Source organism: Shewanella olleyana (genome assembly GCF_023283825.1).
Lineage (GTDB): Bacteria > Pseudomonadota > Gammaproteobacteria > Enterobacterales > Shewanellaceae > Shewanella > Shewanella olleyana.
The window spans coordinates 226,608-249,836 of sequence record NZ_JAKILD010000002.1 but is presented as its reverse complement, the minus strand read 5'-3'; the positions used below and the strand labels follow the sequence as shown (position 1 = coordinate 249,836).

Genomic DNA, 23,229 nt, shown 5'->3' with positions numbered 1-23,229 from the left:
TTGGCTGAAAGGGGTAGACTAAAAGCGTTTTGCTCTTTGATGGGGTACCTTTTTAAATAAAAAGTGCTTTAGCTCGAACACAGTTCAACCAGCCATGAAAAACAGACCCAAGATATTTCGGTAACTTTAATTTCACAAAGTGCTCAATTGACATAAGGCTACAATTCATTGAGAGTTTAAACCTTAATATGTTCCCTGGCAGAGTTACTATTGTGATCACACTGAAATCAATGATTGTAAAATACAACGCCCTTATCCTATTGGCATAGACAGGATAAATTAGTGAGTTAATAAATACTTGAAGTTTAGTTCGCTATATAAACAATATTGACTAAGCTATTGTTTGTTCATCATTACAAGGATGTAATATGCTAAATTTAGAAACTCTTTTTCCCGACCCAGTAAAATCCGCCAACAGAAAAGGCGTTTTCACTACTTACAATTACTGTATATATTCCTCGTGTTTAGCGTCGGAGTAACCGAGGTTAGTTTTTCTTTTCACCCATTACTGGCTTGTTGGCAGTCGCGCTAGCCTACATATTTCGCTATATCAATAAACCTATATTTCCTGCAAAAGCATGGCAGTTTATAAAGTTAACGAAATTTATTTTAATGGCCACTTCGTTAGGAATGACAAGTTTGTGAATGTAGCTTAATTTCGATAACAGCTAACCATTACCCAACGATATTCCGAAATGGTATGAAGTTTCGAAAACAGTCCTTGTGCCTTTATTAGATAAAATTGATATAGGAGCGGTAGCTCGAAAGGCAGTTTACCTTACGATTGACTGTATTTTAGGCGTCGCTACGCGAATTAAAGCAAGGTCTCGAAGGTCTAGGTGAGCAGAATTAACGTACAAGCGGATTTATTTATTATAAAATACAATAAAACCTGTTAAAACAACCATCTGAAGTAAATTTTACTTCAAACTTACCCTATCCCATGGTTAAGCCATTTTACATTAAAACGTGTTATTTTTAGGCGTTGCTACGTGATTTTTAAGCCATTGTTGTTAATCTCTAGATTCGTATCATACAAATAAGAGCACTTATAAATCAGGTTACAACGTTAAATTATTATGATGAAACAATTTCTTAGGATGCATTTGCCTCACCATATACGTTCTACTGATTTTAAAACTAAACATCCCCAATTATCCTTATTAAGCTTCTATTTACTAATAAGACATAGAATTTGAAGTATGATAGCTTAATGAGAATCTCAACATAGACGCCAAACTCCAAATAAATCTCAATTTAATTGGCACATCAACTTTAATAGAAATTTATAACTGCTTGATTTGTAAAATAGGCATTAGGACGAGAATCTCAACTTAAGTGGCCATAGTCACTTTGCCATTCAGATCGAGATTCACTGCCACCGTGAGATTTTTATCAGCAGTTCATATTTATAGATATGTACTTGTCTTGGTAATTCTTAACTAGCAATGGTTTGGTAACTTACTGAATCTATGTGTAGTTTTTTGCAAGATTAGCAGCTCATAACTTTATCCTATTCATTTACTATCAAGAATTAACTTTAAATCTAAAGATACTTTACGTTCTTAACTCTTCAGAATTCACGTATAACCGTTTTATTTTTTATTATTTCCTTAAATATCCGTTGTATACAGGAATTGACCAAAACAAGAATCCCGTCGTACTTAATGGGTTTTAATTCCAATATATAAATTAGGCATTTTTATGAGTAATAGTATTATTTATGTCGATATGAATTAGTAAGCATTAGAATCGTAAGTTTACGAACCATTCATTCTTACAGCACCATCAGTAATGAACCCACTTTGTTATACAGAAAAAATAACATGGGTTGAGACACATCTAGGTATGGAATTTGTCGATAAGTTAATAATTTCGCAACAAAAAATTGCTCTAATTGGGAGAACGTAGCATAGCTATTTAATTTGAAAATATATCTTCATAAATCAATTGCTTGGCTGCAAGTTTTACGTGCACTAATACTACTAAAAATTAGAGCCTTTAGTACTTTTGATGATTTCTAGGCGTACATTTTACTAATACTGGATCATAAACAAGTTAGCTACCCTAACCCGCTTCTAGACAAAACATGCTGATAATGTTGAGTAAATAAATCATTGAATTCTCGGTCTAAACCTCTCGCAGTGATATTAACGTTAGCACACCAAATTAATTCTAGCTTAATTACAATATATCTCTAAAAGTTGGACAACTAAAAACTGATAAATAGCCTGATTAAATAGAAACTACTTCTATAATTTTACTCGTCACCTAAACCAATGCGGTATATGGCAGCTGGCTCTGGTTTTGCACCAAACTCAGCCATTATTTCTAATGGTTTGTTACCTTCATATTTCGTGTTTTTACGTGAATCAGGACCAAGATGCGCTAAAAGAATTTTTACAGATGCCCAACGCTCTGTTAACCAAAACTCATTTGGTTTTTTCCAATCACGTTGAAAACCAAAATCAATACACCCCTCCTCTTTTAAAACATAGGGGATGTAGTCTTTTAGAAATACTGCAAATGCTTCAGCCTTTTCTTCCGGCACAGGGAATTTTACTGTTAAACCAATAGCACCTGTATAGTCAGTTGTATTAAACCATTCTAGTGTTTCTTCAAAAGTTACTTTGCTCATAATATTTATCTCTATTTTAAAGGGGGAGTTTTAAATTTTTGGTTATAGTTAATTATCCACCTACTGATGGCGGTAAAATCGGTACAATCGTTATTGAGTTGACAGTACCGAACATATAAAGGTTTATTACTCAGCAAGTTGCGTGACAAAATGCATATATTGTTGCATATCACCTACGACACTTTCTTCCATTAATTTACCTGTTTCAACGGCATAAGGTTGATGGAAATGAATGTCCCAAACGTCGGATTCTTTACGCCAATGCTCATAAACAACCAGTGTTTCTGGATCATCTTGTACTGTGTATAAATCAAATAATAAACAACCTGGTTCGGTGCGAGTATGGGTAATATGCTTTTCAAATTGTGCTAATAATGCGTCGCGTGTTCCAGGTTTTATTTTGAAAATAAAGAAAATATTAAAGCGTGGATCTTCTTTATCAGCTTGCAATGGTGCAACAGGTGTTAAAGCAGAATCATGCAAGGTTTGAATGTCTATTGGTTCAGCTAATGTTGTTTCAGCCAGTGCCAACAGTTTTTGTGTATAAGTCTGTTGTAAATGATAATTGAGTGCTTCCTCATCCTGCCATCTGTCATAAGCAAACAGCACGTTAGTATTGCTGTTATCGACATATAAACGCATAGCGATATTGCCTGTTTCCTGTGCAGATTGCTGTTTGTTATGCATTAATGCGGCAACAAATTTGTCGCGTGATTCAGGTTTAACGGTAAATTTAAGTATTTGTGTAAAAGCCATTACAGCCTCCAATATAAGTTAATTAAATGTTTTTGTTGCCTTTTTTTTATAAATAAGGCAACAACTATTTTGCTCTGATTATAGGCTTTAAAAACCTGCTAATACTATTTTTCCACGAGCATTACCTTGTTCCATTTTTTCATGGACTTTTTTCAAATTAGCAGCATTTATTTTTCCGGCAACTTCTGTCAATGTCGTACTCACTTTTCCTGCATCGACTAATTCAGCAACCTTATTTAGTAACTGACCTTGCACTTGCATATCATCGGTATTAAATAATGAACGGGTAAACATAAACTCAAAGTGTAAAGAAATGGATTTCATCACTAATGGTTGGCTATCAAATGCACCTAGTTCATCTGTTAAACTCAGGCGCCCTTGTGGTGCAATAAGTGAAACAAGATCCGCTAAATGTGACTGTGTATGGTTGGTTGAAAACACAAACCCAGGTGCTCCAACGCCTAATGCTTCAACTTGAGGTGCCATTGGTAGACGGTGATCAATTACATAGTGTGCTCCTAATTCTTTCACCCATGTTTGAGTTTCTGGGCGTGATGCACTTGCAATAATCGTTAAATCCGTACAGGCTCTAAGTAATTGAATTGCAATAGAACCGACGCCACCTGCGCCACCTACAATCAAAATAGTATTAGCACCTTGTACGGTTGGTCGCGTCACTTCAAGGCGATCAAATAATGCTTCCCATGCAGTAAGAGTGGTTAAAGGCATTGCTGCGGCTTCAGTATGACTTAGTGATACTGGTTTTTTACCGACAATACGCTCATCTACAAGATGAAATTCACTATTTGTTCCCGCTCGTAACATTGACCCTGAATAATAAACTTCATCACCGACTTTAAATAATGAAGTCTCATCGCCAACAGCCTCAACAACACCTGATGCGTCATAACCTAAGACACTGGCACCACCCTCAGGAACCGTTACGTTAGCGCGCACTTTTGTATCCGCAGGGTTGACAGAAACAGCTTTAACACTAATCAACAGATCTTTTCCGGTTACAACAGGTTGCTCTAGTGTGATATCAATTAATGCGTCAAAACGGTCAATAGTACCGGGGGTTTTATAAGCTATTGCTTTCATGTTTATCTCCGACTAATAATAAGGTGTGGTAAGAATGTTGATGCCGATGTTGCTAAACACAGGACAGATAATAGGCTTTCTGTTTGTTGCTATCATCGGGCAATAGCAGGATTGATAATCCCAAAATATGGGATTAATATTAACTGCTACCTTTATCCCCCCGCTTGGAGAGCCTAATGGATCTTGATTTTAAAAATTTAGCACTCTTTGTTAGAGTGTCCGAAATGGGGAAAATAGGCCGTGCAGGGGAGGATTTTGGTTTTTCAAGCACGAATGCTAGTCAACGAATTCAACACCTGGAAGCAACATTAGGCATAAAACTATTTCATCGTTCAACCCGAGTTGTAAGCTTAACGTATGATGGACAGGTTTTTTTAGAACATGCTAAGCGCCTGCTTGACGAACTTGAGGAAACACGTAATGTTTTTAAAGGTGAGCGCAATAAAGTACAGGGTATTATTCGCTTAACCGTGTCTGCATCCTATGGCAGAATATACATCGTGCCTTTTATTCCCAAGCTTTTAGCGTTATACCCCGAGCTTGAAATAGACATAGATTTTACCGATAAACAGGTAGATATTGTTGAGCAAGGGTATGACATTGCTTTTCGTATGGGTGAGTTAAAATCTAACAGCTTACTTGCTAGGCGCATAGCCAATAACCCCTCTGTCATTGTTGCCTCGCCTGAATATCTGGCTCAACATGGTACACCTAATACCCCACAGGAGCTTAGTCACCATACTTGTATCCCTTTTGCTGGACAACACCAATGGACATTTAAAGACAAACTAAGTGATATGCATGAAGTTTCAGTGAAAGGGCCTATTAGTGTTAACTGGGGAGATGCAATTAGCGATTTAACTGAGGCGGGAGTCGGTATTGGTATGGCGTCACTATGGCATGCCGGTCCCTCAATTAAAGCAGGTCGAGTGTTCCCAATTTTAAGCGACTATCGAGTTTGGCCAGAAACCCGTATATGGGCTGTACGCCCTCCTGGGCGCTTGACACCTGTGCGTATCAAAGTTTTTTTAGATTATATGGAAACGGTTATCCGTCAAACCAATCATCAACGTTACGGCGATGAACTGAATACTCTCAACAATAAAATCAAATAAATCATGCTATTTTAGCATGACGATTTTTGGCGTTACTGTCTAACAAATGCCTGTTAAAGTTTAAGTTTTATAATATTAAATTATGCTGCAATAACATTGATTACGTCAAAGTCTGAGGCAGCTCATGAAATTAATAGTATATTTATGGCGTCTTCTTTGAATTATCGGCCACGAACGCTAGCAATCACTATTAAGAATCGATAAAAAAGGTATTTGGAATAAATCAGTCCTCATTTAGCCCGCTAGGGAATTTGATCAATTCGAAAAAAGATATGTGAATAAATCAACTTCATTCCCTCTGCGCACGTTAAAAGGTGCAGTGCAATTTCGTTGTATTGGATTTTTTTAGTCAATTGAAGGTAAATTGCTTTAAGTATACAAATTTATAAATTGCACCCCATTTATTATTTTACTAACGCCCAATAAGGGGTGGGGCCAATGGTTTAAACCGATAAATACGATATGGTGGCTTATTTTCTGCTTTGCCATTATTGAAAGGAGCCGATAAAGAAAGTTGAGCTGCCCCTGTATATAAAAAACCATCCGGCCCTGTATTCACAGCATCTGGCCAGATCATATTTTTATTTGTAGTGTAAAGACGATACAGTTTAGTATCAGCAGGGATTATCCCAATACCTGGTCTTCCAAGTTCACATAAATATAAATTCCCTGCCGAATCAATCGTAAAACCACCATTGACTGGCTTGGTGGCATAAAACTCAACTTGTTTGGCTAGTTCTTCACTCCTTAAAGACTTATCGGCTAGAGAGGCCATTTTAACTCGTCTCACTTTGTTGTCATTTGTCACAGTAAAATAAAGCCATTCTTCTTGTTTATCTAATACTATTCCATCAACGCCTATCAATAACTCTAACTCGCGCTCTGATTTTCTGCCCTGTTCTAAAACCGTCGGGAAGCCTTTTTTAGGCGTAACGTTTTCAGTACCTTGCAATAATCTTCTGCTTTCACCCGTTTCAATATCCACTGCAACTAATGCAGCTTTATTCCCTACTGGTCCAATGGCAATTCCCTCATCGGCAATCACTATCAAATTGTGTTTTTTAGATAGTGCGAAATCATTATGTTGCGATTCAGGCAATGAAACACCGTCTGGTAAAAAAATAACTTTTATAAGCTTATTTTTGTTGATGTCCCAAGCGACCAGTTTAGGCGTAATACGAGGTTCAGATTGCCCTGAATCTAGTATCCAAACGGTATCTTCACCATCTGATCTAGCAGTTAAAACCCAGTTTAAATAGCTACCAGCTGGCTTTAACATGCCATTTTTATCATAAGCATTTTGCATTTCAGCATTCGGAAAAGGTAAAATTTCCCCATTTGTTAATCGTTCACCCACTTTTACCTCAGGGTTGTAAAAAGGGTGGTATGCAAAAATAAAACGATTGTTAGGTGTAACCGTAATCGAAGAAATTCCTTGATCAAGTTCTGCATATACTTCGTTTTGTACAGTCCTTTGTTCGTCACTTGCAGCAAAGCAAGCTGAACTGACCAATGACGACAATAACAGATATGTTCCAGTTATTAATTTCATTGAACTTATCTCCTTAAAAGAAATTAATTAAATTAGATTAAAGTTGTTGCAGGCTTTGCTATGTAATAAACGTTAAAAAAAGCTTGTTCGCTTTAACAACCTGAAATACAGCATCAAACTTAATTTGTAGGTTAATTAAATTAATGTCCGAAAGTTATAAACATACTCAAATAAGCTGATCATATTTTAAAATATAGCACCTATTTCCATCCTAGCCAGCGCTTTTCAAACTAGTCATCAGCGTAAAACTTTAAAGTGCGTATTTAGTACTTTTAAATCAGTTTTAGTGGTCAAAACATTAGAAAATATTTGGCTCTTTTGTATATTAGTGCGTAAGCCGCTTTATCTCGCTAACAAATAATGGAATAAACATGTTTTAAGTTAATTTAGTAAATGGCCAAAAATGTAAACTTTACGACATTTAGCATCTAAATTTTTTCTAAGTTTTACCTTTAAAGTGATAGAACATTCGCATTTTAAATGTGAGAAATACAAAGTTTCTTCATCATGTTAACGGTATCGACTGGCTAATGATTACAACTTTCGAAGAACTCGATACGATCCCCTATTGCCTCTGTGCCGCCACTGAATTAAATCTGATTGAATAAGCTAAACACAATTAGGGGGACTTACCTACTTTAAGCGGTATATTAACCGATACTGGTTCTTTTAAAAGGAAGGGGGAAGGAAGAAGATTTGGAGCTACAGGTTGCCTGTCACGTTGAGGGCGTGGTCTGGTATTTATTACGGCGGCTTTGTTTAATGATGAGCAAACTTTTATTATTCGAATGGACTGAAAAATAATTTTATAAAAAGCATGTGTTCCACAAGCAATACATGCTTTTATGTTTATTAATCTTGAAAACTAAAACATTTTTGAGCAGAAAACTAATAATTATTGTGTTTATATAGATAGGCTAATCCACACATTTAAGCGTGTAAAACAATGCTATTTAATTTGGTTGGAACATTGAGATTAACTGTTCGTCAATAAGATCCGAACTTTGATTGTTCAAAGTTAGTGACTCGTAACAATGAACTCTTTGCTTACAAGACATCAAACATAACTGCCAAAGCTTTTTTTTAGTTTCATTGTCTAAACTTTTAACGTCTGCTACACAAAGATGCCCGGCTTGAATAAGTGCGGCCATTTTATCTAATGGAATGGAAATATTGAGTTGGCTCATCGACTTTATCTCTTTTAATGTGATGAATTAAATTATACATTAATGAGAATGATTATCAATAGCATTATTGTGGGTTTGATTTGCTTATTTGTCATTTGAAGTTATTAAACATGATTATCAGCTAAAAAATCAAACCAAACTGTTTTTGTAGCATCGTCCTGTGTGAAGCTAATCATTGTTCTCCACACCATATAATCACTACTGCATGAGCCATAAATCGCATTACCTGTATAAGCTTTATAATCTGTGGTTGATAGCTTGACAGGAATGATACCCATAAACATATCTCGCCCTTCTATTCTAACTTGCACATTCTTTACAGGTTTTGAAAAATTAAGCGCGATATCTAACGGTTTTTCACTTGGTGTGAAAACAGGATTAATCAAAAGAGAAATTTCCATGCCGTGTACATTTTGTTCACATTTTCCCTGACTAAATTGACAGAGTGTCTTATCGACAATTCTGCTTTGTCTGTTTAGATTTTCAGGTTGTGAATCGCATCCTACTAAATTAGCAATAAAAAATAACAAGAAAGCAGACTTTGTTAAAAAATGCACAAATAATAACCTCATGATTCAAATTGATAACATTATCTTTAGGAAATTGATCTGGATCAAGTTTACTCAGGTTCCCTGAGTATCTTTTTTGACACAGCTCAAGTATCATTGCATTACCTCGTGATAGATATAAAAAACATGAGGTAACACCTTGACAAAGCATTAAAAAGCAACTTCATTTAAGGTTGTTTTTTCTGCGATAGTCAGCCTAAACAGGTAAAGTCCTTCTTTACTATAATTAAAAGTAATAAGCCGTGGAAGCATTATGATGAATCATTCCCAGCCTACAGGCGCTGATTACAACTACACTATTGTTCGCCAATTCGCATTAACCACAGTTTTGTGGGGAATCGTTGGTATGGCAGTGGGTGTATTGATTGCGGCCCAGTTAATCTGGCCACAACTGAACTTCGAAACCTCATGGTTAACGTATAGTCGTCTAAGACCACTTCATACGAATGCTGTGATTTTCGCGTTTGGTACTTCAGCCCTTTTCGCAACATCCTACTATATCGTACAGCGTACCTGTCAAACCCGATTATTTGCGCCTAAATTAGCTGCATTTACATTCTGGGGTTGGCAAGCCATTATCCTCTCAACAGTAATAACTTTACCTATGGGTTTCACCTCAGGGAAAGAATATGCTGAAATGGAATGGCCAATTGATATTGCCATAACCATTGTTTGGGTTACATATGCTGTAGTGTTCTTTGGAACTATCATTAAACGAACAACCTCGCACATTTATGTTGCAAACTGGTTCTTTGGTGCTTTCATTATCACGGTAGCAGTACTGCACATTGTTAACTCAATGGCTGTACCTGTCAGCTTATTCAAATCATATTCCATGTACTCAGGCGCAGTTGATGCGATGGTACAGTGGTGGTATGGACATAATGCGGTTGGTTTCTTATTAACTGCAGGCTTCTTAGGCATGATGTATTACTTTGTCCCTAAGCAAGCTGGACGCCCAGTTTATTCTTACCGTCTTTCAATTGTTCACTTTTGGGCGTTGATTGCACTGTATATTTGGGCTGGTCCACATCATCTTCATTATACAGCGTTACCTGACTGGACTCAGACTCTTGGTATGGTGATGTCGCTAATCTTATTTGCTCCATCTTGGGGTGGCATGATTAACGGTATTATGACCTTATCTGGTGCTTGGCATAAGCTACGTACCGATCCTGTACTTCGTTTCTTAGTTGTTTCATTGTCTTTCTACGGTATGTCTACCTTCGAAGGGCCAATGATGGCAATTAAAACTGTTAACGCCTTATCGCATTATACCGATTGGACCGTTGGACACGTTCACTCAGGCGCTTTAGGTTGGGTTGCAATGGTTTCTATTGGTTCTCTTTACCATCTTATTCCTGTCCTGTTTGGCCATGGCCGCATGTACAGCACTAATTTAGTGAATGTTCATTTCTGGTTAGCGACAATTGGTACAGTGTTATACATCGTAGCAATGTGGATTTCTGGTGTGATGCAAGGTCTGATGTGGCGCGCAGTTAACTCTGACGGAACATTAACTTATAGCTTTGTTGAAAGTTTAGAAGCGTCTTATCCTTTCTACTTTGTTCGCTTTATTGGTGGTGTGTTCTTCTTAACGGGTATGTTGATTATGGCGTATAACGTCATCCGTACTGTTAATGCACCTAAAGATTCTTTACCACCATTATCTGAAGAAAAAGCATAAGGGGCAGAACGATGAAATTTAATCATGAATTAATCGAGAAAAACATCGGTCTGCTGGGTATCTTCACTGTCATCGCGATTAGTTTTGGCGGTTTAGTTCAGATCACTCCGTTGATTTTTTCGAAGGATACAACTGAACCAGTTGAAGGGTTAATCCCGTATAACGCTTTACAGATTGAAGGTCGTGATATCTATGTACGTGAAGGTTGTTATAACTGTCACAGCCAAATGATCCGTCCTTTACGCGCTGAAACAGAACGTTACGGACATTACTCTGTCGCTGGTGAATCAGTATGGGATCACCCTTTCCAATGGGGCTCTAAACGTACAGGTCCAGACTTAGCCCGTGTTGGCGGTCGTTATAGTGATAAGTGGCATGAAGTACATTTAATCAATCCACGTGACGTGGTACCTCAGTCTAATATGCCTGCTTACCCTTGGTTAGCAGAGGCTAAACTTGACGGCAAGCTCACTGGTAAAAAGATGCAAATCTTAAGCAATTTCCATCCGGATGATAATATGTATACCGAAGAAGAAATTGCAGGTGCGCAGGCTGCTGTAGAAGGCAAGACTGAATTAGAAGCGTTAATCGCTTACCTTCAGTCACTTGGTCACGCGCTGAAATAAGGAGGCAATTATGGATTACGGAACGTTACAAGGCATTCTTACCATTATTGTTATGGTCGTATTTGCCGGTATTTTTTACTGGGCTTACAGCTCAAAAAGTAAACCGAAATTTGATGAAGCCGCTAACCTGATTTTTTCTGAAGAAGAAATCGCAAAGCAAACTAACCATTCAGGAGATAACAAGTAATGAGTATCTTTTGGAATGTTTGGATTATTTTTCCAACTTTGTTAGTGATTGTTGGTTGTTTCTTACTTTTACGTGCTTGTTCAAAAGACAATACAGGAGTTAAAGAAGGCGAATCAATGGGCCATAGCTTTGACGGTATTGAAGAACTTAATAATTCCCTCCCTAAGTGGTGGACTTATATGTTCTACATCAGTATTGTCTTTGGCTTGATTTATCTAGCCCTATATCCAGGTCTTGGTAGCTATAAAGGTCTATTTGGTTGGACAAGTTCTAACCAAAGTATAGGTTATGAAGAAGGCATTAAAGCCGATTCAAAAGCTGCCGTAGAACTTGCTAAAGCTGAAAATCGTTTGTCGCAGTATGACCGTGAAGTCGCTGCAGCTGATGAAAAGTTCGGACCAATTTTTGCTGCTTATTTAGCAACTCCTTTAGAGGATTTAGTTAAAGATGAAGAAGCATTGAAAGTGGGTGGCCGTCTATTCTTACAAAACTGTGCACAGTGTCATGGCTCTGATGCTCGCGGTAGTATTGGCTTTCCTAACTTAACTGATAATAATTGGTTATATGGTGGCGAGCTTGCAACTATCAAGACATCAATTATGAACGGTCGAAATGGTATGATGCCGCCTAAAGGTGGGTTACCAATCGAAGACAGTGAAATTCAAGGTCTAGCTGAATACGTATTTAAATTATCAGGTCGTGATCATGACGCTACTCTCGCAGCGCAAGGTCAAGCTTCATTCATGAAAGGTTGTTTTGCTTGTCATGGTATGGACGGAACTGGTAATAAATTTATGGGCGCACCTAATTTAACCGACGATGCTTGGTTATATGGCAGTAGTCGATTGCAGGTTATGCAATCTATTGCTAATGGACGTTCTGGCGTAATGCCTGCCTGGGATGACATTCTTGGTGAAGAGAAAGTTCACGTCATATCTGCTTACGTTTATAGCTTATCAAACAAATAGTTACAACACAGTAACATCAAAGGCTTCGTGAAAACGAAGCCTTTTTTTTAAGTGATTCTTAAGCCTTTTCGGGTTAAAATAACACTATAATAATTCTTACTTTTTAGGACCGTTTTATGTCTGCTCCTCTTCCCTGGTATAAGCATTTTTGGCCTTGGTTTATTGTTGTTTTACTCTCTGTTGTTGTAATTAAAAGTATGGTCGCGATGAGCATTGCAATTGATAATGCGGACACGTTGGTATCAGATGATTATTATAAAGAAGGTAAAGCCATTAATATGGATTTACGTAAAATTAAACAAGCTAAGAATCTAGGGATGCAGTTTTTAGTTGAAGTTGATGATCATGAATTAAAAATCAGTCAACATGGTGGCCCAGAATATCGCGCCGCATTAAAAGTGGATTTCATCCACCCTACTTTAGAAGAAAAAGATTTTAGTATTAATGCCACAGCAGATGGTAATGGTGCTTATCGAATAGGTTTATCTGATGCGATATCAGGCCCTTGGAATGTTCGATTAGAAGGTTTTGATGCAAGTTGGAGAATTCAGCAACGCATTGAAATTACAGACGATGTAGATTACTGGTTAAATTAATAATACATGCAAACGTGCTTTCATTGTAATGAACCTGTACTCACTGGCCGCGAATTTACAACCGTAATTGATAATCAGGAGCAACTTATGTGTTGCCCTGGTTGTCAGGCTGTTTCACAAGCGATTATCGATTCCGGTTTAAGTAGTTATTATCAATTTAGAAGTGAACCGGGTAGTAAACAAACTGCATTAGTTCCTTCAGAGTTGGCTCAATACTCCGCCTATGATTTACCAGAAATTCAACAAGATTTAGTTTATTCAAAAGATGACGAAAAAACGTTGTCAGTCTCTATTGAAGGGATAACATGTGCAGCGTGTGCTTGGTTAATTGAACATAAATTAAAACAACTACCTGGCATTGTAAAAATCTCAGTTAACTCTACCACGCAACGCGCCTTAGTAACCTGGAATGATTCAACTATAAAGCTCAGTGAGATTTTATCAGCAATTAGCCGTATAGGTTACCAAGCAGCACCTTATCAAGTAGATGAGCAAGAAAAGTTAAGTAAACAAGAAAGTCGTAAATTTCTGTTAAGGTTAGGTTTAGCAGGATTCGCCACTATGCAAGTGATGATGTTCGCACTTGCTCTTTATTCTGATTACTTTGTTTTACAAGATACAGAAATGCGTGATTACTTTCGCTGGGTCAGTATGACACTCGCAGCGCCTGTTGTTTTTTATTCAGCCCAACCGTTTTATTTTAGTGCCGTTAGAAGTTTACTCGGCGGTAAAGTAAACATGGATTTGTCAGTATCCTTAGCGATTGCCGGTGCTTATATTGCGAGTTGTATTGCAACCATCAATGGAGCAGGTGAAGTTTATTTTGAATCTGTCACCATGTTTACCTTCTTCCTCTTACTCGGTCGATTCTTCGAACAAAAAGCTAAACAAACAGCTTCTGTCAGTTCAAGTAACTTACATAAATTAGTGCCATTAACTGCAAATTTAAAAACCATTGAAGCTCATTCTGAAATCAACTCGATATCTGAATCTGTTGAAGTCATTACAGAAATTCCAGCTAAACGACTTATTATTGGTGACATAATTCTGATAAAGCCAGGTGAAGTTGTCGCAGCAGACGGCATCATTTTACAAGGTAAATCAGGATTAAATGAGTCGATGCTTACTGGCGAACAGATGCCATTAATCAAGTCTGAACAGGATATGGTGTATGCGGGAACGATTAATGTTGATCAGCCTTTAACTGTTGAAGTCACCGCATTAGGGCAAGATCAATTAGTTGCTGAAATTATCCGATTACAAGAAGTTGCCTCTAACACTAAGCCAAAAATTGCATTAATGGTCGATAAATCAGCTAGTTATTTTTCTACTGCTATTATATTAATCGCTGCCTTAACTTATGTTGCATGGCAATTCATATCTCCTGATGATGCTTTCTGGGTAATGTTATCGGTACTTGTAGCTACATGTCCTTGCGCGCTTGCCCTTGCTACTCCAACTGCTATCACCTGCTCTACAGCCATTTTTACTAAACTTGGTATTATTGTTCAAAAAGCTGGTGTTTTTGAAAAGCTGCCACTTTTACAACATATCGTTTTCGATAAAACAGGTACCCTAACTTGCGGCACTGTTTCTATTCAGAAAACCATCCTGACAGATGAAAATATTAGCGAAAATACTCAGCTTAATAATAACCAAAATCAAAACTCTCAATATGATGAACAAACAGTTCTTAATTATGCTGCAGCCCTTGAGTTAGGTTCATTGCATCCTATCGCACAAGCTTTTTCAACATTTAATAGTAAATATGTTGTTGCGACAGATATCACCCATCATGTGGGTTTAGGCATCTCAGGTAAAATCAATAATAAAGAGATTAAAATTGGCAATGCTCAGTTTAACGGATTAGATGCTTCACATTGTCATGGACAATTATTGTGGCTATCAATTGACGATATAGTAACAGCTTGCTTTGTTTTGCAGGATTCAATAAGGGTTGATAGCCAACAAGCTGTATCTGATTTACAACAATCAGGTTTACAAGTCAGTATCGCTAGTGGTGATTGTGCTAAGCATGTAAATGAAATTGCAAAACAATTGAATATCAAACATGCATATTCTGGTTTAAGCCCTGCAGACAAGCTAGAACTTATAAACAAACTACAAACAAAACATCATGTTGCTATGTTTGGTGATGGTATTAACGATGCGCCTGTTTTAGCCGGAGCAAATTTATCAGTCGCTATGGGCAGTGGCAGTGCGATAGCTAAAAATAGCGCAGATTTAATTTTACTAGGTGATCACCTATCTAAATTTAATCAGGCCATTAAACTTGCTAAACTTACTAATAGAATAATAAAACAAAACTTAATATGGGCGTTTGCTTATAACATTATTATTTTGCCATTAGCGGTTACTGGTCATGTTGTGCCATATATTGCGGCAATTGGAATGTCTATAAGCTCTATCATTGTTGTTTCAAATAGTCTTCGCCTGCTAAGGGTAAAAATATGAGTATCATTTACGTGTTAATTCCTATTGCCATGTTATTTGTGGCAGTTGCTGTAGCCGTATTCTTTTGGGCTGTTAAGTCAGAACAGTTCGATGATTTAGATAGACAAAGTGTGTCTATTTTATTTGACGAAGATAGCCCTGCAAATGTTCCTACTTCAGCTGAACCTGAACAAAATAGCACTGCTGAAATTGTTTCAGCTACGACTAGTTCGGAAAAGGCTAACATTGAAAAACCTTTAAATAAGATCACTCCTCTTGATTGAATATAATGTTTGGGGAGCCTTTCTTGTCGGTTTAATGGGCGCTGCACATTGTTTTGGTATGTGTGGCGGACTTATTGGCGCTTTTGCAACTAACCTGCCCGCAACTTCATCTAATCGACTGGCAAACCAGTTAAGTTTTTTACTGAGTTACAATCTCGGTAGAATTTTAAGCTATACCATTGCCGGAGCACTAGCTGGAGCAAGTAGTGCCGCTTTAGGTTATATGTTTGACGTTGATAGTTATCTTATCGGTTTAAGAATTCTTGCCGGTATTATGATGATAATAACAGGCTTATATATCGCGCAAATTTGGTTTGGTGTCGTTCATATTGAAAAACTGGGTAAAGGTTTATGGAAGTTTTTAAAGCCTTTAGCGAATAAATTACTCCCAATCAAAACCCAGTTTCAAGCGACAATTGCAGGGATGATTTGGGGTTGGTTACCTTGTGGTTTAGTTTATAGCACATTGACTTGGTCGGTAGCAGCTGGTGACGCCCTAAATGGTGCTATGGTGATGCTTGCTTTCGGTTTAGGGACGTTACCCGCATTGCTAAGTGCTGGATTAACCGCAAAAAAATTGGCTGGATGGGTACAAAAAAAGAAAGTAAGACTATTTAGTGGGATCTTGATAGTAATATTTGGATTACAAACTATTTATATTGCCATCATGCAGCTAAACTAGCTGAAGCTTTGTTATTAGTTTAACATGGTATGGTAGTAATTAATTGAGAGTATATATGCCTACAGATCAAACGAAACAGCTTCACGCTTCTACTGGTGGTTGTGCAATTCATTGTCATGATTGCAGTATGGAATCGCTTTGCATTCCTTTCACGTTAGATAATAACGAACTAGATAAACTAGATGAAATTATCGAACGGAAAAAACCTGTTCAAAAAGGTGATCAGATCTTTAAATCAGGTGATCCTCTCAAATCTTTGTTTGCTATCCGTTCAGGTACCATAAAAAGTTTCACCATTACTGAACAAGGTGATGAACAAATCACTGGTTTTCATTTAGCAGGTGATGTTATTGGCTTTGACGGTATTCACTCTCAAATACACCAAAGTTTTGCCCAAGCACTTGAAACGGCGATGGTGTGTGAAATTCCCTTTGATACACTCGATACCCTTTCGGGTACTATGCCCAAATTAAGACAGCAAATCATGCGCTTAATGAGTAATGAAATCATGGGCGACCAAGAAATGATTTTATTACTATCAAAGAAAAATGCAGAAGAGCGCTTAGCGGCATTCATTAATAATTTAGCAAATAGATTTGGTAGTCGTGGATTCTCACCTCACGAATTTAGATTAACAATGACACGCGGTGATATTGGTAACTACCTAGGTTTGACGGTAGAAACTATCAGCCGTTTATTGGGACGTTTTCAAAAAGCTGGCCTAATTGAAGTAAAAGGCAAGTACATCACTATTGTTGACCATGTTGCATTAAGTCAACTTGCGGGTAACTCAAGAATAGCGACTTAACTTGTTTAATATAATTTTGATTATATGATCTAACTCAATGACATCACTGCGGATAAAAGTGATAGTAATATAAAAACAGCTTGGAGGTTTTATGAAGGATTATAATAAGATTTTGGTAGTCATTAACCCAATGACAGACCATCAGCCTGCTCTAGCAAGAGCCGTTGAACTTGCTTCCAAGTCCAATGCATCTATTACTGCTTTTTTAACCATTTTCGACTTTTCATATGAAATGACTTCTATTCTTTCGAGTCATGAAAGAGAAGCGATGCGCCAAGGTGTTATCGATCAAAGAGAAAGTTGGTTAGCAGAGGCAATAGCACCCTACACTCAAAATGGTTTACAAATCGAAACCAAAGTTGTTTGGCATAACAGACCTTTTGAAAGTGTTATTAAATATGCAATTGAACAAGATTTCGATTTGTTAGTGAAAAGTACCCATGAACATGACAAATTAAAATCTATTATCTTCACACCAACTGACTGGCATTTATTACGCAAAGCCCCTATTCCTGTACTAATGGTTAAAGAGCATGATTGGCCAGTGGCAGGAAAAATTTTGTGTGCTGTTAATGTTGCATCAGAAGATGATGAACATTCGACACTAAATACCAAAATTATTGAAAATGCATTAAGCCTTGCAGCAAAATTTTCAGCGAAAATACACTTGGTAAATGGTTACCCTGGTACGCCTGTGAATTTAGCGATTGAGCTTCCTGAGTTTGATGCGGCAAGTTATAACGACACAGTGCGTATGCAACACGAACAGCGCATTCAGTATTTAGCCAATAGTTTTAATATCCCACTTGAAAACTGCCATGTTGAAGAAGGCTTACCTGAAGATGTTATCCCTGAATTGGCATTACAACTCGATGCAGAGCTCGTGATTTTAGGTACTGTAGGTCGAACTGGTTTTTCTGCAGCACTCATTGGTAATACTGCTGAACATGTCATCGATAGTATCAATTGTGATTTACTAGCCGTTAAACCTGAGGGTTATAAATCACCACTTGAAGACTAAAGTCTTTACCAACGGCCTGAATGCTGGAATAATACGCGCCCTGAAACGATGGTTACTGGGCGCTTTTTAATGTCTGAAATGCAGCAACAAGAAAAACACTTGGCAGACCGCCGAGCAAAATTAGAAAAGAAATTACGTCATGAAGTAGGTCGTGCGATAGGTGACTATCAAATGATTGAAGATGGCGATGTTATTATGTGTTGCCTGTCAGGCGGCAAAGATAGCTATGCAATGCTCGACATCTTGTTGAATCTACAAAAACGCGCACCAATTAAATTTGAAATTGTCGCTGTTAATTTAGATCAGAAACAACCTGGTTTCCCTGAAGATATTCTACCTGCCTATCTCGATAAACTGTCTGTGCCTTATCATATTTTAGAAAAAGACACTTATTCAATTGTAAAAGACAAAATCCCAGAAGGTAAAACCACCTGCTCTTTATGCTCACGCCTTCGCCGTGGCACGCTTTATGGCTTTGCACAACGAATTGGCGCGACTAAAATAGCGTTAGGTCATCATAGAGATGACATCATAGAGACCTTATTTTTAAATATGTTCTTTGGTGGGAAAATGAAAGCAATGCCACCAAAACTGCTATCAGATGATGGTGCAAATATGGTGATTAGGCCATTAGCATATTGTAAAGAAAAGGACATTGCAGAGTATGCGCAGTTAAAAGAGTTTCCAATCATTCCATGTAACTTATGTGGCTCACAAGAAAACCTTAAACGTGGCGCAGTAAAAGATATGCTAAATCAGTGGGATGTTGAGTTTCCTGGTCGCATCGAAACTATTTTCACCGCAATGCAAAATACTTCTCCATCTCAAGGGGTGGATAGAAACGTGTTTGATTTTTTATCGCTGCAACGTGACGCGGATGCACCGTTATCTGGTGATGTAGCTGAGTCTGATTTACCGGCGTTTGATTTTTTAGACACCAGTAACAATGGTCATATTAATCTTGATGAAGCATCTAAGATTGATATTGTCACAACTTATAAACCATAAATGATTATGAGTTAGTAAGAAAAAAGCCCTCAATTGAGGGCTTTTTTATGAAGTTAATACCATTAAAAACTACATAACATAAGGGCTGACGATACTTGGTTTAACATCAAAAATGATTGTCTGTAAATTTTCAAGTTGTTCAGAGGTTAATTGCAACTGCTCTTGTATCACCTGCTTATTACCATCTATAGTGACAGCAACTGGTAATTCTGAACCACTAAAAGTGAATGTTAATCCAGAGATTGGTTTCCTAAAATATTTCATGGGAAACCCTTGCTGGCCATCTAATAGCGCATCCATATCATTTTTGACATCAATTAACTCTTCTTTCGAGTATTTTACTTGCGTGGATTTAGCGCGAACTTGCATTGCAACACCACAAAGTGACGAGTCCCCTGTTACTTCAATATTTAGCAAGCCTCTATCAGATTTTAGCTGTGCATCATAAGGAAGGTACAAGCGCTGATCTTTATCATAAGTCAGCGGGTATTCATTTTTTTCAGTGGTAATATTGCCAGATATCATTTCACAGTTTTTATTTTTAGGTACGCTAAAAGCAACTTCCACTAATTGATAATTATGTTTGTTGACCTGCTTTAGTCTTTCATAAAAACCTGCATATGGTATTGAAACTGAATCAGCTATGACAGAAGGACTGATAAGCATTGCTGCAAAAATAATTGACGACTTTTTTAAATTCATTTTATAAACCTGCTAAATACGCTTTGTTTTGGCGTAACATCTCTAGTAGTTCGTCAATATAAGCATCTTTTCGTTCAGAGTAATGAATTAAGCCAAATACTAATTCTTCAGCAGTCGGCTCCTTTTCTTGTGAACGAATGTCAGCTCTAATAGAACGTAATAATCGATAAGCTGAATTTGTATTTAAATTCAACATGTATGCTGCAATAGAATCTTCTGGGGTATCAAAAGAAGCAACTTCATGATTCAAGCCTGCTTTTCTTGAGAGTGGCACTAAGCCACAACCTTTAGAAAAACACCATTGACCGAAATAGTTATTCCCTTCTTTGGCAAAGCGAGAGCTTCCCCAACCTGTTTCATTGGCTGCCTGAATCAATACCATTTTTGCAGGGACGGTATCGACTCTAATGAGTAAAGGAGCCAAGGTCGATTCATCGAACTTTTTAACAGAGTAATTATATTTATTAGTAAGCTGTTTAAGCTTAAACAATTCTGCTTCGGTTAACTCTTGTTGATTGTTTAGGTTTGCTAAAATGACTTTTAGAAAGTTGCGTTCTTTCAAAATTAGCGCATTTTGATGATTAACAGCAGGAGCCATATAATCAAAAAAGACTTGTTTTTTTGTTGGGATATCATTGATAGCGGTGAAGTTAGGAACCGTTTTTTCTTCTATCTCATTTTGCTGAATTTCAGGAGTGGAGACCAAAATCTTTTCCAAAGTTGGAACGAGCCATACTCTAATCAAAATAATACTGATTATCACAAAGCCTAAGCCAAGGGTAAACTTACCTACTCTACCAGTTCTCAAGAACAATCCTACCTTAATAATTTTTAAATGATTATACCCAGATTCATCACTAAAAGCAGTCCTGTGTTTATGCTATTATTTCTGAGCATTCAATTTTAGCATCAAGCAATAGTTAACATGCATTATTACGATGCAAGATTAGAAAGTCATCAAGAGTATGAAAGGAATCAAGAGTATGAAAGGAATCAAAAAATGATGAATCAAGAATTACATCAGTACAGTCATGTTGTTGCACTAGGCGGCGGACATGGTTTAGGGCGCGTATTAGCAGCATTATCTTTCTTAGGCCCTAAATTAACCGGAATTGTAACCACAACTGACAATGGAGGCTCAACTGGAAGAATACGCCAGGATGAAACAACCATTGCTTGGGGCGATTTAAGAAACTGTTTATCTCAATTAGCCCACCGTCCATCCATAGGCACTATGCTATTTGATCATCGCTTCAATGGCGATAATGAATTAAACGGCCATAATCTTGGCAATATCATTATGTACGCTTTAGAGCAGCTTTGTGTCAGGCCAATGGAAGCGATTAAATTAATCCGCACCATATTAAAGATTGATACTCGCATTATTCCAATGTCTGAGGAGCCAGCCCACCTAACCGCATTAAACCTTGAAGGCAAAACAATCTTCGGTGAAACCAATGTTGATGGGATGAAAGAAGTACCAAGCTCTTTAGCTGTTGAACCTCAAGTGGCTGCGACATGCGAAGCCATTCAGGCAATTAACAAAGCAGAGATGATTATCATTGGCCCGGGAAGCTTTCTTACTAGCGTATTACCGCCGCTACTATTACCTGAAATTTCAAAGGCAATTCAACAATCAAGCGCTCAGATTGTTTTCATAGACAACTTAACCAATGAGTTATGCGCCGCTAATACACTTAAATTAGAAGAAAAAATAATTTGGATTAATCAATTAGTTGGCCGCGATGCCGTTAACAATGTCATTAGCCATGGTGACAGTATTGATATCGGCGAATTTGTTAGCTATTTTCCGCTAGTCAGTGATCATCATGCAGGATTACATAATAAAATACTTCTAGCAGATGCATTAGCAAGTGTGATGAAGAAGCTTTAAATAAAATGCTTTAATACAATATAAAAAAGAGCGAAAAGTAAACATGACTTTTCGCTCTTATATTGATGTTAATAATCAATAGTATGATTTCGTGTGATTACAGAACTTGCGCAATCGCTTTACAGATCAAAGGGACATTTTGTTTAGTCATGCCAGCAACACTAATACGACCTGAACCAACAATATAAACAGCAAACTCATCTTTTAAACGATTGACTTGATCTTTGTTTAAGCCAGAGAAGCTAAACATGCCATTTTGGCGTGAGATAAAGCTAAAGTCTTGCTCTACGCCTTCAGACTTTAAAGTATCGACAAATAACGTACGCATTTCTGCGATACGTTGGCGCATTTCAGTCAACTCTGCTTCCCATTCTTGACGTAAAGCATCATCAGATAAAATTGTACTGACAATTAAACCGCCATGTGCTGGCGGGTTTGAGTATGTAGCTCGAATGGTTTTCTTAATTTGGCTGAAACTTTTCTGAGCTGCTGGCTCATCTGCTGCAACGATTGTTACAGCGCCAATACGTTCATTGTATAAACCAAAGTTTTTAGAAAATGAATTGGCAATTAATAGCTCTGGCACTTTAGCCGCAACAATGCGTAAGCCCTGAGCATCTTCTTCTATTCCTGCTCCGAAACCTTGATATGCAAAATCAAATAAAGGAACAAGTTCTTTGTCTGCACAAAGTTGGCCAATCACTTCCCATTGCGAAGCATCTAAATCGATACCTGTCGGGTTATGACAACAGCCATGTAATAACACAAGATCACCTGCTTTAGCGCCATGCAAATCAGTCAGCATGGCGTCAAAATCCATGGCATGGGTTTCAGCTTTGTAATAACCATACTCTTTTATCTCTAAACCAGCTGTCTGAAAGATATTTTGATGGTTAGCCCAAGTTGGATTACTGACCCATAATGTTTTTGAATCTGTATTTCTAACTAAGAATTCCGCTGCAACTCTTAATGAACCAGTTCCGCCTGGAGCTTGCGCTGTATAAGCGCGCTTGTTTGCAATAATGTCACTTTCTTCACCAAATAATAATGTTTGAACAACAGCGTTGTATTGTTCTACACCTTCTATTCCAAGATAGTTTTTTGTTTTCTCAGCTTCTAATAAAATAGCTTCAGCTTTTTTTACCGACTTTAACACTGGCGTTTGCCCTGCTTCGTCTTTGTAAATACCCACACCTAAATTGACTTTCTCTTTTCGAGTGTCTTTTTTAAAGGCATCTGTTAAACCTAAGATAGGATCGGCTGGAGCTTGAGGGACCTGAGAAAATATCATTACATCTTTCCTTCGTATGAAGTGAACCACTATTTTTAAGTATTTATACCATTGAATAGCACAATGAAATAGTGACTTTTTGTATTGTTGGAAGAATTAGTTC

At 37.5% G+C, this 23,229-nt stretch carries 22 protein-coding genes; 13 read left to right on the top strand and 9 right to left on the bottom strand.

What is annotated here, in order from left to right; all coding sequences use genetic code 11:
• Positions 1-2,260: 2,260 nt before the first annotated feature.
• From L2735_RS02615 to L2735_RS02605, 3 genes are all read right to left on the bottom strand, one after another.
• On the bottom strand, positions 2,261-2,638 hold the full coding sequence (locus L2735_RS02615; RefSeq protein ID WP_248983215.1) for a putative quinol monooxygenase: 378 nt from the start codon (positions 2,636-2,638) through the stop codon (positions 2,261-2,263).
• Positions 2,639-2,764: 126 nt separating this feature from the next.
• The gene (locus L2735_RS02610; protein ID WP_248983214.1) at positions 2,765-3,394 is read right to left on the bottom strand and encodes a putative quinol monooxygenase; all 630 of its coding nucleotides are present in this window, start codon (positions 3,392-3,394) and stop codon (positions 2,765-2,767) included.
• A gap of 87 nt (positions 3,395-3,481) precedes the next feature.
• Positions 3,482-4,495, bottom strand: coding sequence for a zinc-binding alcohol dehydrogenase family protein (locus L2735_RS02605; RefSeq protein ID WP_248983213.1), 1,014 nt, complete (start codon positions 4,493-4,495; stop codon positions 3,482-3,484).
• A 176-nt stretch (positions 4,496-4,671) separates the two neighbouring features.
• On the opposite strand from L2735_RS02605, the gene L2735_RS02600 reads away from it, so the two are divergent.
• Positions 4,672-5,610 (top strand): LysR family transcriptional regulator, encoded by a 939-nt coding sequence (locus L2735_RS02600; protein WP_248983212.1) that lies wholly within the window; start codon positions 4,672-4,674, stop codon positions 5,608-5,610.
• A 412-nt stretch (positions 5,611-6,022) separates the two neighbouring features.
• On the opposite strand, the gene L2735_RS02595 is transcribed toward L2735_RS02600, so the two are convergent.
• The 3 genes from L2735_RS02595 to L2735_RS02585 form a co-directional block, all read right to left on the bottom strand.
• Positions 6,023-7,162, bottom strand: a complete 1,140-nt coding sequence (locus L2735_RS02595; protein ID WP_248983211.1) for a major royal jelly family protein — start codon at positions 7,160-7,162, stop codon at positions 6,023-6,025.
• Between the two features lie 953 nt (positions 7,163-8,115).
• Entirely contained in the window at positions 8,116-8,349 is a 234-nt protein-coding gene (locus L2735_RS02590; RefSeq protein WP_248983210.1) for a hypothetical protein, read from the bottom strand.
• A gap of 104 nt (positions 8,350-8,453) precedes the next feature.
• A complete protein-coding gene (locus L2735_RS02585; protein ID WP_248983209.1) occupies positions 8,454-8,906 on the bottom strand; it encodes a hypothetical protein in 453 nt (150 codons plus the stop codon).
• A gap of 265 nt (positions 8,907-9,171) precedes the next feature.
• Here L2735_RS02585 and ccoN point away from each other — a divergent pair, with 265 nt between their 5' ends.
• The 11 genes from ccoN to ttcA all read left to right on the top strand — a co-directional run bounded on the left by ccoN (position 9,172) and on the right by ttcA (position 19,239).
• On the top strand, positions 9,172-10,605 hold the full coding sequence (gene ccoN / locus L2735_RS02580) for a cytochrome-c oxidase, cbb3-type subunit I (protein ID WP_248983208.1): 1,434 nt from the start codon (positions 9,172-9,174) through the stop codon (positions 10,603-10,605).
• 11 nt (positions 10,606-10,616) lie between these two features.
• Positions 10,617-11,231, top strand: coding sequence for a cytochrome-c oxidase, cbb3-type subunit II (ccoO, locus tag L2735_RS02575; protein ID WP_248983207.1), 615 nt, complete (start codon positions 10,617-10,619; stop codon positions 11,229-11,231).
• A gap of 10 nt (positions 11,232-11,241) precedes the next feature.
• Complete coding sequence (locus L2735_RS02570) at positions 11,242-11,418, top strand: cbb3-type cytochrome oxidase subunit 3 (RefSeq protein ID WP_153913779.1); 177 nt, start codon at positions 11,242-11,244, stop codon at positions 11,416-11,418.
• Positions 11,418-12,386 (top strand): cytochrome-c oxidase, cbb3-type subunit III, encoded by a 969-nt coding sequence (gene ccoP / locus L2735_RS02565; protein WP_248983206.1) that lies wholly within the window; start codon positions 11,418-11,420, stop codon positions 12,384-12,386. The genes L2735_RS02570 and ccoP overlap by 1 nt, the downstream gene beginning before the upstream one ends.
• A gap of 116 nt (positions 12,387-12,502) precedes the next feature.
• A complete protein-coding gene (locus L2735_RS02560) occupies positions 12,503-12,982 on the top strand; it encodes a FixH family protein (RefSeq protein ID WP_248983205.1) in 480 nt (159 codons plus the stop codon).
• Between the two features lie 6 nt (positions 12,983-12,988).
• Complete coding sequence (locus L2735_RS02555; protein ID WP_248983204.1) at positions 12,989-15,457, top strand: heavy metal translocating P-type ATPase; 2,469 nt, start codon at positions 12,989-12,991, stop codon at positions 15,455-15,457.
• A complete protein-coding gene (gene ccoS / locus L2735_RS02550) occupies positions 15,454-15,720 on the top strand; it encodes a cbb3-type cytochrome oxidase assembly protein CcoS (protein ID WP_248983203.1) in 267 nt (88 codons plus the stop codon). Before L2735_RS02555 ends, ccoS begins: the two co-directional genes overlap by 4 nt.
• A complete protein-coding gene (locus L2735_RS02545) occupies positions 15,713-16,402 on the top strand; it encodes a sulfite exporter TauE/SafE family protein (protein WP_248983202.1) in 690 nt (229 codons plus the stop codon). The genes ccoS and L2735_RS02545 overlap by 8 nt, the downstream gene beginning before the upstream one ends.
• A gap of 55 nt (positions 16,403-16,457) precedes the next feature.
• Positions 16,458-17,210 (top strand): electron transport transcriptional regulator EtrA, encoded by a 753-nt coding sequence (etrA, locus tag L2735_RS02540; protein WP_248983201.1) that lies wholly within the window; start codon positions 16,458-16,460, stop codon positions 17,208-17,210.
• Between the two features lie 91 nt (positions 17,211-17,301).
• Positions 17,302-18,231: a universal stress protein UspE gene (gene uspE, locus L2735_RS02535; protein WP_248983200.1), complete on the top strand. Its 930-nt coding sequence runs from the start codon at positions 17,302-17,304 to the stop codon at positions 18,229-18,231.
• Positions 18,232-18,309: 78 nt separating this feature from the next.
• Positions 18,310-19,239: a tRNA 2-thiocytidine(32) synthetase TtcA gene (ttcA, locus tag L2735_RS02530; protein ID WP_428848285.1), complete on the top strand. Its 930-nt coding sequence runs from the start codon at positions 18,310-18,312 to the stop codon at positions 19,237-19,239.
• A gap of 69 nt (positions 19,240-19,308) precedes the next feature.
• Here ttcA and L2735_RS02525 read toward each other — a convergent pair whose 3' ends face one another.
• A complete protein-coding gene (locus tag L2735_RS02525) occupies positions 19,309-19,941 on the bottom strand; it encodes a DUF2987 domain-containing protein (protein ID WP_248983198.1) in 633 nt (210 codons plus the stop codon).
• 1 nt (position 19,942) lies between these two features.
• Positions 19,943-20,749 (bottom strand): glucosaminidase domain-containing protein, encoded by an 807-nt coding sequence (locus L2735_RS02520; RefSeq protein ID WP_220755609.1) that lies wholly within the window; start codon positions 20,747-20,749, stop codon positions 19,943-19,945.
• 192 nt (positions 20,750-20,941) lie between these two features.
• On the opposite strand from L2735_RS02520, the gene yvcK reads away from it, so the two are divergent.
• Positions 20,942-21,835, top strand: a complete 894-nt coding sequence (gene yvcK, locus L2735_RS02515) for a uridine diphosphate-N-acetylglucosamine-binding protein YvcK (RefSeq protein WP_248983197.1) — start codon at positions 20,942-20,944, stop codon at positions 21,833-21,835.
• 97 nt (positions 21,836-21,932) lie between these two features.
• On the opposite strand, the gene L2735_RS02510 is transcribed toward yvcK, so the two are convergent.
• The gene (locus tag L2735_RS02510) at positions 21,933-23,126 is read right to left on the bottom strand and encodes an amino acid aminotransferase (RefSeq protein WP_248983196.1); all 1,194 of its coding nucleotides are present in this window, start codon (positions 23,124-23,126) and stop codon (positions 21,933-21,935) included.
• Between the last annotated feature and the right edge of the window lie 103 nt (positions 23,127-23,229).